We start from the raw sequence: 11,553 nt of genomic DNA on the forward strand, positions 1-11,553 counted from the left end.
CTCCCCATTTAGGACCCCTCTACTATTTTCTTAGAATATAGTCTGTAGTACTTCTTAAGGATTTACAGCTTTATAAGCAGCTTCATATTCAGTAATGATTTTGCTGCCGCCGGATTTCTTCCACTTTTCAACCTCAGCTTTAAATCCGTTCAAATCAATTTTGCCTAGGATATATTTATAAGTGGCATCTGTCATAATCTTCTGCAACTCAGATCCTTGAGTAGAATAGGTCTCAGATTCCAGAGAGTAAGCAGGATTCAGTACAGCATATTTAGCATTCTCAACGATCAGCTTATCAGCTTCAACTTTGAGTGGATCAGCATCATGGATAATGAATCCATTCTCTAATGGACGAGATGCCGAAAATGGCTGAACTTCTTGCTTCCAGAGATCTGTATCCTTAATCGTAACCGCTTGTTCTCCATCGATTGTATAGTGGACATCCTTAATACCATAAGTCATCAAGCCATAGACATCTTCATTCATAAGATCATTAACAAATTTCAAGATCCGTCTTAACTCATTTTCATCCTTGACTTCGGATTTCGGGAAAGACAACAGTCCCCCAATTCCGTTATTACCAGCCCAGATGGCGCGATCCGCTTCATTACCGGTGGAAGTGATATCGTTAACCATAACCAAATCCATACCATCCTGTATGCCTTTAGACAGATTCAGCAGGTTCTTGCTGTCAAACAAGGCACCCACATAAATTCCAGCCTTTCCTTGCGCAAAATTCTGCTGCTGATCTGTTTTAGCCGTCACAGCGAAATCCTGATTGATATAACCACCATCATAAAGAGTCTTCATATAATCCATGGTCTTGACATAAGCCTCTGTATCGAACTCCGGTGTCATTTTACCCGCATCATCTACACTCCAATAGTTCGGTGTTCCAAAGTATGAGCCCAATGTCTTAAATGCTCCATATACAAGATCGCTGCGGTCCATGAAGCCTGTGGTATCCTTTTTGCCATTACCATCAGGGTCTTTTTCGGTAAACGCTTTCGCAACTTCCATCAACTCATCTGTTGTTTTTGGAACCTGCAGTCCAAGCTTATCCAGCCAATCTTTACGGAGAACAACGCCGTTTCTAGCCAAGGACTTCTGGAAAGGAACCCCGTACAGCTTACCTGCAATCGATGCCGATGTACGTGTATCCTGTGAAATTTTAGCCAAATTCGGGAACTCATCAAGATAAGGACTTACTTCCCAGAACATACCGGCCTTCAGTGCATTACGTACAGAAGAGTTATCAAGAATAGTCAGGGTAACGATGTCTGCTAGGGAATTCGATGCTAATGAAGTATTAATACGTTCTTCTTTGGAAGGATCCGGAATCCATGAGAATTCAATCTCTGTATTCGTCAATTCTTCAATTTTGTCCAGAATAGGACCCGTTGGTGTTGTAGACGTTTGTAAAATGTTCAGCCAGCTAATCTTTGCTTTAGCATCTAGCACATCTGCAGGTGCAGCAGTTGTTTTAGCCGTTGAATTCGTTCCCTCATTTGAAGAATTTGACTCCTTCGCGTTATTGCCTCCTCCGCATGCAGTGAGTACTAACCCGCTACACAACATTAAGGCTGCAATTTTTTTGTAATTGCGATTCATCAACATTACCCCTTTTACTAATGTATTTGTGTTGTATCTTCCACCTCTGCCCTTAAGGCAGAGGTAAGAATTCAGCATACTGTGAAGCCTAGTAAACACCATCTTCGCCGATTTTTTTGGCTAACTTGTTCGACAGCATAACGAGAATCAAGCCAACCACACCCTTGAACAGACCTACTGTGGTACTGAAACTCAATTGTCCGTTCTTTAAACCAGCTGTATAGATATAGGTATCGAAAATTTCTCCAACTTCGCGGTTCAAGGAATTGATCAGCAAGTACATATGCTCAAAGCCCAGATCCAGCGTGTGGCCAATCTTCAGAATAAGCAAGGTAATAATGATTGGGCGAATTGCCGGCAGGGTGATATGCCATGTTTTGCGCAATCTTGCCGCTCCATCCATCTCAGCTGCTTCATATAACTGCGTATCCACTACGGTAATGGCTGCCAAATAAATAATGGTTGACCAACCAATTTCTTTCCAAATGATCTGTCCGATATACACGGTACGCAACCACTCAGGAGAAGTCAAAAAGCTGATCTTCTGCATCCCAAGGGCCGCCAACATCTCATTCAGCACCCCTCCATCCACATTCATAAATACATAGGAAATGGAGACGATGATAACCCATGACATGAAATGGGGGATATAAATAATCGTTTGAATGGTGCTCTTAAATAACTTGTGCTGAACTTCGTTAAGCATCAGCGCCACTATAATAGGTAGCGGGAAGAAAATAACAATGTTTAATGCAAACAAGATAAGTGTATTACTCAATAGCATAAAGAAGGTAGGTTCTGTAAACAATCGGACGAAATGCTTAAACCCTACCCACGGGCTATCCGCTATACCCAGAAACGGCTGATAGTCCTGAAATGCAATGATAAGACCGCCCATAGGCAGGTACTTAAAAATAACAAAATACAAAAATCCCGGGAGTATCATTAGATACAATAACTTGTTTCTTTTTAAACTCAGCCAGCTAGGCCCCGTTCGCTTTTTTCTTACTGGATTAACTTTCGTGTTCAGCATGGTGACGTTTGCCTCTTTCACCTGATCGGCCTCCTTGATCGCGTTTCTTTACGATTCCCAGATTACGATCATTCGTCCATTACGTATATAATCATCAGATACTGATACTCCAAGAACCCTACAGCTATAAGGTTTTCCAGGCCCGTGCATCTTATAGTGATTATTACAATACATAAAGATCATCTATGCCTTATCACGCTTTTTCCTCCCAAAACAAAGCCCAAGCTAATGATTATATACGGAATAACAGACCCCTGTTAAAGTTTCAATGAAACGATTACAAGGAGGATATCTGCATGTCGCAATCATCTTTTAAAAAAGAAAATATGGGTAGCCGGCTGTTTACTATTGTAAATACCACACTGCTTACACTCATTGCCCTAGCCTGTCTTTTACCCTTTGTCAATGTGTTTGCCAGTTCCTTTGCTTCAACACAGGAGGTAGTAGAAAAAAGCTTCATCCTGTTCCCGACGACATTCTCTTTGGATGCTTACCGTTATATACTGTCAACGCCTACTATTTTTAAAGGGCTTGGCGTATCCATCGGTGTAACCTTAGTGGGTACAGTTGTCAGTATGGTTCTTACCTCTTTAATGGCTTATGGATTATCTAGAAAATATCTATACGGAAGAGATTTCATCAATTTCGTAATCGTGTTCTCCATGCTCTTCAGCGGGGGAATGATCCCTACTTTCCTGGTAGTTAAATATTTCGGATTAATCGATTCCTACTGGTCCATGATCATGCCTGTTGCGATCAATGCTTTTAACCTGATCATTATGCGTAACTTCTTCCAGGCGCTGCCGGAAGGGCTAGAGGAATCAGCCAAGATTGACGGCTCTAATGATTTTGGTGTATTTTTCAAAATCATGCTTCCGCTGGCGATGCCATCTATCGCGACCCTCTCCTTGTTCTACGGGGTAGCTTACTGGAACACTTATATGAGTGCAATTTTATATATGACAGACTCCACTAAGTGGCCTATTCAAGTCCTGCTGCGCCAAATTGTTATCGTCGCCAGCGGGATGCAGGGAGATAATGCTTCTGTTGATATTATCCCACCTGCTCAAACCATCAAAATGGCGGTTATCGTAGTCGCAACCGTTCCAATGCTGCTCGCCTATCCTTTCGTACAAAAACACTTCACCAAAGGAGCCCTGCTGGGTTCTGTAAAAGGCTAAAACATTGCAGCTGCACAAACAGCCAGCCCCGGTCTCCCGGGGCTGGCTGTTTGTGTTCAGCGTCTTACTTCTCCTGTTTCTGGGTTCGGTATGCACCTGGTGTTACATGTTCTTTTTTACGGAAGGATCGAATAAAGTTCTGTGGATTATGGTACTGCAGCCTTTCAGCAATCTCTTTAATGGTCATATCCGTTTCCACCAGCCACTTCTTAGCCATTTCCAGACGATAGTTCATCAGATACTCGCTAAACGTCATCCCGTACTCTTTTTTGAAAATACTGCTTAAATAGTTCGGACTGTAATGGAGACGATCACCAATTAATTCTAGCGTTAAGTCCTGATCAAATTCCGAGCGGACAATCACCGCAATTTTATCGGATAAGAGGCGGAACTGACGGTCTGTCTTCTCCTTAACGCTGGTCACCATCGGATGGATAACTTCTTTGACCAAAATGCGTTCGATCTCTTCCGGATTACGGATGTCTAACAATCGGTGATACAACGTAGAATTGTCCTCTGTCAGCAGAACCTCTACACCCAGCAGCTGCTCCAGCTGAATCAGATTGTTGACGAAACGTATTAATGTGACTTCGAAATTCAAAGGGTTCTTACTGTGCTTCATCATTTCCCCGAGTAATGGATACAGAGAACAGGAGACTTGTTCTTCATCTCCAATCCGAATCGCGTCAAATAACTGGGACTCAAACTCAGACGGATAATGCAGTAGAACTGGACCCGAGATCACCTTCGATATATCCTCATAGAAGATGATAGACTCTTTGCCCAGATTTAAACGATGATGCAGCGCCTGCTTACTCATCTCGCAAGCTTCCCTACTAAACAATAAATTATCATAAAAATTGCTGATTCCAACGCTAATGGATAGTTTCAGGATTTCTCTAGCTGTTCGAATAATTGTCTTGGCATAGTCCAGTGCTATTCTCCGGTTCTCCTGTTCATTCGCTCCCTCAAAGATCAGGATAGTCGCTTGTGTACGGTCATTTAATAAGATAGGAATCATCCGCCTCTCCTGCGGAATCAGCTCTTCCACCAGTTTGTTAACCGCTACAAGCAGAAGATCCTTATCACTAGCCTGCCGTTCCCCATAGTTATCCAGCTGTATTAGCAGCGTTGCGTACACCGAATTCTGTGACAGCTCATAACCGAAACGAGGCAAACCCAGATTAAGCTCTTCTTGGGATATCCGGCTACGAAACAGATTTAGAATAAACTGAGTTTCCAACTTAGGCATCTCAGACTCAATCAGACCCTCTAGGCTTTCTTTCTCCGATAAGATGGTATCAATCGAATTAATAATCCAGTCTACCTCATTCTTAGGCTCTAGCTCCGCATTGGCAGGCAATAATCGGCGCTGAATCTGCCGGAATGGCTTGGTGAAATACAAAGAGATCACATAAGCGACTACCGCAATCAACAACGTAATAAGCAGTACCATCATCACAATCCCGAATCGGGTTGTCTTTAGTGCATCAGAAATTTCTGATTTATCCAAAATAGTTACGTAAATCCAATTATTATAAGAAGATTTAGCATAAATAGCTTTTATCGATTGGTGATCAGCCCGCTCCATGGCAATCGTCCCCAATTGCCCCCCGCCTCCGGCAACATTAGTGATATGGCTAAGTTGATTATTAGTCAGCAGGGACTTTCCAGTTTCCGACTCATATAAAAGCTCACCCTCCCGGTTAAGAATAAACACCGGTGTGTTTCCTTCGGTCTGAAGGGTGCTCTGCAAGGTCTGAAGGGATATATCAGATAAGGCAATCGCCTGTTTGGTCTGTGAGAATACCGGCAGGGTATTTACAAAGCGGATACCCTTATCCGTCTTAACCCAAAACAACCCCCGGCTACGGTTATTAATATAGCTCTCATAAAGTGTCCTGCTCTCTTCTTCCGTTAAATGTGAAAGCTTACCATTGGAAATCTGCCATTTCTGCTCCAAACTGATTAGAGAATAATTAACAAAATCCATCCCCATGCTGGCAATGTAGTTAAGCTGGGAATTAATCTCGCGATACTTCTCAAAATCCTGCTCGGTGATCGGATTTTGCACGACCTCCCTGAAGGAACTGGTGGTACTGTAAGTATTAAAAGCGTATTCAATGGTCTGAATTTTCTGTTCCAGGGTGTTTTTAATTTGAGTAATTAAACTCTGTTTATCATCCGCTACTCTTTCATTTACCGAATTAATCGTCGTCAGATAAATATAGCCACCGAAGCTAATAACCAGGCCAATTCCCAGCACCAGAATAGGAACAAAAATCTTGTAGAATATCCTGCCTCTTTTCATGATAGACTCCTTAAGCATGTAATTATTTTCAATTATAGCGCTTCCAATAGGTTAAACCAAATGTTTTAAATGTGTATAATCGCAACCCTATTTTTATAAAAAATAGAAAACAAAAAAACAAGGCAAAAAGCGCTTCATCAAGCCCAGTGCTCAATGAAGGTTTTTTGCCTTATATTATAATGATTTTATTCCCTATCCTTATATTTCAATCTCTTCCGTTGAATCCGAAAGTCCACCACTCTGCACGCCATTATTATTGGCTACCGCAAGAACATATACTTTATATTTAACACCCTTAACAATTAATGCACCATTAACATCTCTTCTCGAGGCTACAATTGTAGGATTCGTTCCGTTAGGCGTTATCGACGTATAATACGAGGATTTCACCTCAATTGCTTCCGCTGAACCAAAACCTTGTTTGGACGGAACCACCAGAATTCGATATTCCGAAATGTTAGACTCGTTAGAGGAACGGTTGAAACTTACTAGTATTTTACCCTCATCCACACTGTACGTTACATTGGTGACAGAGGTTACCGGCAGCTTAGTGGATAAAGTTATGGCATTCGACTCTGAGGACAACACATTAGTGCCTGAGTACTTGCCGCTGCCAATCGTTAACACATACACTCTGTAACTGATTCCACTCTTTATTAAATTTCCGTTTACGTCTCTAGCTGAAGAATCCAAGACTTGACTGGTGTTATTTCCTGAAGTGCCTACCGCTGTGTAATTGGAGCTAGAAACCGCATTTGCCTGGGTTAAACTAAAGCTGCTGTAATAGGAAGTAGGTACAATCAGGATACGATACTGGCTAATGTACGTTTCATCCGTGGCATGGTTAAAGGATACTTTTAAATCCCTGCCGTCTTCGTAATCATTAACGTCCCTTACATCCAAGCTCGAAATAGGAGCCAATTTGTAATCTACATTCAACGTAATTAAAGGTGAACCAGAAGAAAGAACATTGCTGCCTGAGTAATTCCCGCTTCCGACGGTTAATACATATACTCTGTAATTGATTCCACTCTTTATCAGGTTACCGCGCACGTCCCTTGATGACGAGGTTAACACTTGATTGGTGCTGGATCCTGTTGTGCTCACTGCTGTGTAGTTAGAACTGTACACATTATTGGCGTCAGATAAACTGAAGCTGCTGTAATAGGAAGTAGGTACAACCAGGATGCGATACTGGCTAATATACGTTTCATTCGTAGCGTGGTCAAAGGATACTCTTAAATCACGGCCATCATCATAGTCATTTACGTCGCTTACATCCAAATTGTAGACAGCACTCACATTGTAGTCAACAGCCAACGTAATTAATGTTGACTCCGTTGAGAGAATGTTGGTGCCCAAATTCTTCCCGCTTCCAATCGTTAACACATACACTCTGTAAGGTGTTCCATTCTTAATCAAATTACCACGCACGTCTCTTGCTGACGAGGCTAACACTTGACTGGTGCTAGATCCTGTTGTGCTCACCGTTGTGTAATAAGAGCTGGAGACATTATTCGCCTCAGATAAACTAAAGTTGTTGGAATAAGCTGTAGGCACAACTAGAATTCGGTACTGGCTAATATACGTTTCATCTGTAGCGTGGTTAAAGGATACTTTTAAATCACGGCCATCTCCAAAGTCACTAACGTCGCTTACACTTAAATTAGAGACATTGACCGAGGACAGCGTAATCGCAGATGAAGCAGCAGACAATAAATTATTGGCTGTATTACTGCCACTATCTACACCCATAACAAACACACGGTAACCAACTCCCGTCTTAATGAGGGCTCCATCCACATCCCTCGCTCCTGACGATAGGATCTGAGTGATATTGGAGCCTGTTTTGTTGACCTGTGTGTAATTTGAACTGCTAACAGCATTTGCTGCCGCCAAATTAAAAGAAGAATAATTAGTAGCTTTGACTACAAATATCCGGTAAGAACTCACCTTGGATTCATCCGATACCTTATTAAAACTTACGGCTAAATCGCGGCCATCACTATAATCGCTCACATCACTTACTTGTACATTACTTGGAGCAACGACTACAGTATTAGTATTAAGCGATATAGTCGAAGAACTATACGAGAGAGCGCTGGTATTATTGCCTTTGCCCACTGCGAAAACATAAGCTACATAGGTTTGATTACCTTTAATGAGGTCACCATCCACATCCCTTGAATTTGCGGTCATTCTAATCGTAGGATTAGTGCCTGTAGCTAAAACAGTAGAATAATTGGCGGATGTAACCTTTTGTGCAGATGAGATATTAAAAGTGCTCCAAGCCTTTACAATCATTACCCGGTAATGATCCACAAGAGCTTCATTAGAAGATTGGGTGAAGCTGACCTGGAGATCACGGCCGTCACCGTTATCACTTACATCCTTTAACTGCACATTCGATGCCGGATTTACAGTTCCAGTTTTACCGCCGGAAGTCGTTATGGTCACTACTTTGGTGCTCGGATTCCAACCCACATCATGACCCAATGACTCACTTACAAACCGTGTAGGAACCATCGTTCTTCCTTTCAAATTCTGTCCCGGCACATCTAGAGTTACAGCTTTATTGTTAATCGTGGCTGTCTTTGAGCCAATCTTTAACATAATCGTTGTATCATCTTTAGTTGCAGTTACAGTTTGTGTTTTCTGATTCCACTTGATGGTGGCATTAAAGGCTTCAAAGATTGCCCGTAGGGGTACCATCGTCCGTCCATTTACCATCACCGGTGCTTGATCTGTGGACAATCGAACCCCGTCAATAAAAATACTGATGGGCGCAGTAGCAGCTTTCACTGAAGATTGAAACATCATCGGCAAAACTAATAAGCCCACTAAAATAGAAATCCATAACTTCTTCACAGATTCACCCTCCTGGAATGACGAATACATTTTTTTCCTAACCTTTTGACGCTCCCACTAGGATAAAAGTTTCACGCTTTATGGTTACAATATTTTAATCTGGAACCCGTTCCTTCGATCCGCCACAAACCGCTCTGTAAAAAGAAAAAGAAAGCGCAGTGTGCGCTCTCTCCTTTGTGTTATTCGCTGATACTTTTATCCACATTTTTCTTCGGAATTCCATCCAATCCGTACTCCCAATCATAAGCATCAAAAATTTTTCTCGCTACAGGTGCTGCACTGCTAGATCCAAATCCGCCTTCAGGAATAACTACAGCTACAGCAAGTTTTGGATTTTCACGTGGTGCAAAAGCTATAAATACTCCGTTATCACGGTTTATGTTTTTACTATCCGTCTGTTGTGAAGTTCCTGTTTTACGCGCAAAATCATAGGGGAAATCTCCGAAGGCACTTTTAACGTCACTGTTCATCCCTTTCTTTATCTCCCGCCAATAGGATTTATCGAAAGTAGTCACTTCATCAAGCACTTCCCGTTTGAATTCTTTGATAACTTTACCTTTGGAGTCCGTGATCTTGCTTACTAGCTGTGGTTTGATTCGTTGCCCTTCATTGGCTAGTGTAGCCGCATATTGCGCCAACTGAAGAACGGTATAACGTCCCTGCTGCCCAAAAGAAGCATAAACAAGTGCCGACTGAACTGAACCCGCTTTAGCTTCAGCTTTATAATTCAGATCACCCAAGTATTCCCTTGGTAAACCTATCCCTGTTGGAACACCTAGACCGAATTCTTTCATATATGTGTCCCATACCCCAATGCCCTTAGACTTGTATTTGTCATACAATTTTTTCCCGATCATATCAACCATATATACGTTTGAAGATTTTTCAATGGCTGTATAAGGATACAAAGAGCCGTAAACATGATTGGATGAGTTCCTTACATTAGTCTCATGTCCTTCCCTACCAAATGAGGTGATCCCCTTATCTTGGTAAGTAGAAGAAGTACTTATAAAGCCCTCTTTTAAGCCAATTAACACACTCAATGGTTTTATGGTCGAACCAAGTAGCACGGTGGATTCAAAATTATGCCCTGATCTTCCCGATGAGTATGGAGTTATCGTTCCATTTTGGTAATGCTTTTCAATTTTTTTATACACCTCTGGAGAGATCGAACCCGTAGCCCAGCTGTTGGTATCATAGTCAGGCATACTTGCCATTGCAATAATATTACCTGTATCCACTTCCATGGCTACAGCGTAACCTGTTAAAGCATCAGGATGTGTTTCTCCCTGAACGGTGTGTGAATGCAACCACTGAATCTGATCTTTAATGGCTTCTTCGGTCTTCAGCTGAATTTTTTTATTAAGGTTCGTCCAGATAGTGCTTCCTTTGACCGGGGGTTCAATACTCACAATTTTTTCTGCCATATTCTGCGGATCTACAGAAACTTCCTTATAACCATTCTGTCCCCGAAGCTCCTTCTGGTATTGCAGCTCCAAGCCATCAAAGCCTACTAGCTCATCCTCTTTATAGTTAAGTCCAGGGTGCTGATTATTTTTCATCGCCTGAAGTACATCCTTATAAAGATCTAAACTAGTAGAGGATTTGAAAAATTTCACGTAGCCAACAGCTTGTACAGCCACCGTATCGGTATCATAATGCCTGCTGCTTTCCTCTATCACTTCAAGGTTTGGATATTCGTTTTTGTGTTCTAAAAAATAAGCGATTTCTTTCTTAGTTAAACCTGATTTAATTCTTCGCGCTACATAACCAGAGAGTTTTTTTGAATATAAATCCATAGACTCAAGGATCTCTTCTGTGGTTAGTTTTTTCTCATTAGAATCACCATAAGTTTCGAAGGCTTCTGCTAACTTGCTGGCGAGCGCCTTTGATTTATTATTTGCCTCAGCAGTTAAGGTAACTTTTTTCGTAGTTTTATCTGTTTTTGTTGCGGTATATTCCTTATCCAAAGTAAGGTACAAAGATTGAACGGGCGTTGAGTATGCCAATTTCTCACCATCAGCAGCGAGGATATTCCCTCTCAATGCCGATAATGCCACTATTTTCGTATCCCGATTAGCCTCAGCTTCAGATAACGTAGGTCCTTCGACAAATTGCAAGACCGCAAGGCGTAGGATAATCACACAAAAAATAATAAAAGTGCTAAAGAAAAAAATGTTGATTCTTAATTCGCCAGAGTTGTTAATAGTTTTGCTGTCGTCTTGTACACCTTTTCTGTCGAAGAGCCTCACATAATCCCACTCCTTATTTCCAAAATTCTACAGCATAAGATTAAAGTATAAACTAGCAAATGGAAATATACAAAATTAAGAATAATAGTTAAATAATTGTTCACAAATCGATAATATCCAATTAAAAAAGCAGCTTTCCCCGGTATGGGAGAATCGCTGCTTTTTGTTTATGGGCGTTGGTGGCCTGCACCAATAAATTGTCATCATTCGTTGAGGCCTACGGACTCAGATGACGTTATATGCCCATTTTTAGCCTTTGGAGCTTGGTTTCGGACTCCAATGACGTTATTTCATAGG

The 11,553-nt window shown here is 41.6% G+C and carries 6 protein-coding genes; 1 reads left to right on the top strand and 5 read right to left on the bottom strand.

Going from position 1 to position 11,553, the window contains the following annotated elements; genetic code table 11:
* Positions 1–54: 54 nt before the first annotated feature.
* Both MHH50_RS26380 and MHH50_RS26385 read right to left on the bottom strand, forming a co-directional pair.
* Positions 55–1,611 carry an extracellular solute-binding protein gene (locus MHH50_RS26380; protein ID WP_340033662.1) on the bottom strand — a complete coding sequence of 519 codons (1,557 nt, stop codon included), beginning with the start codon at positions 1,609–1,611 and terminating at the stop codon, positions 55–57.
* Between the two features lie 88 nt (positions 1,612–1,699).
* On the bottom strand, positions 1,700–2,665 hold the full coding sequence (locus MHH50_RS26385; RefSeq protein WP_269473519.1) for an ABC transporter permease subunit: 966 nt from the start codon (positions 2,663–2,665) through the stop codon (positions 1,700–1,702).
* A gap of 275 nt (positions 2,666–2,940) precedes the next feature.
* Here MHH50_RS26385 and MHH50_RS26390 point away from each other — a divergent pair, with 275 nt between their 5' ends.
* Positions 2,941–3,825 (top strand): carbohydrate ABC transporter permease, encoded by an 885-nt coding sequence (locus MHH50_RS26390; RefSeq protein WP_076130456.1) that lies wholly within the window; start codon positions 2,941–2,943, stop codon positions 3,823–3,825.
* 64 nt (positions 3,826–3,889) lie between these two features.
* On the opposite strand, the gene MHH50_RS26395 is transcribed toward MHH50_RS26390, so the two are convergent.
* From MHH50_RS26395 to MHH50_RS26405, 3 genes are all read right to left on the bottom strand, one after another.
* Positions 3,890–6,136, bottom strand: a complete 2,247-nt coding sequence (locus MHH50_RS26395; protein WP_076130455.1) for an AraC family transcriptional regulator — start codon at positions 6,134–6,136, stop codon at positions 3,890–3,892.
* A gap of 198 nt (positions 6,137–6,334) precedes the next feature.
* Positions 6,335–9,004, bottom strand: coding sequence for a copper amine oxidase N-terminal domain-containing protein (locus MHH50_RS26400; protein ID WP_076281966.1), 2,670 nt, complete (start codon positions 9,002–9,004; stop codon positions 6,335–6,337).
* Positions 9,005–9,183: 179 nt separating this feature from the next.
* Complete coding sequence (locus tag MHH50_RS26405; protein WP_340033663.1) at positions 9,184–11,256, bottom strand: penicillin-binding transpeptidase domain-containing protein; 2,073 nt, start codon at positions 11,254–11,256, stop codon at positions 9,184–9,186.
* Between the last annotated feature and the right edge of the window lie 297 nt (positions 11,257–11,553).

The sequence above is a fragment of the Paenibacillus sp. FSL H3-0302 genome (genome assembly GCF_037982245.1).
GTDB classification, from domain to species: domain Bacteria; phylum Bacillota; class Bacilli; order Paenibacillales; family Paenibacillaceae; genus Paenibacillus_AQ; species Paenibacillus_AQ odorifer.

Coding starts and splice junctions, on each gene's coding strand:
- MHH50_RS26380 (WP_340033662.1), bottom strand. CDS start 1,611: ATGAATCGCAATTACAAAAAAATTGCAGCCTTAATGTTGTGTAGCGGG.
- MHH50_RS26390 (WP_076130456.1), top strand. CDS start 2,941: ATGTCGCAATCATCTTTTAAAAAAGAAAATATGGGTAGCCGGCTGTTT.
- MHH50_RS26395 (WP_076130455.1), bottom strand. CDS start 6,136: ATGAAAAGAGGCAGGATATTCTACAAGATTTTTGTTCCTATTCTGGTG.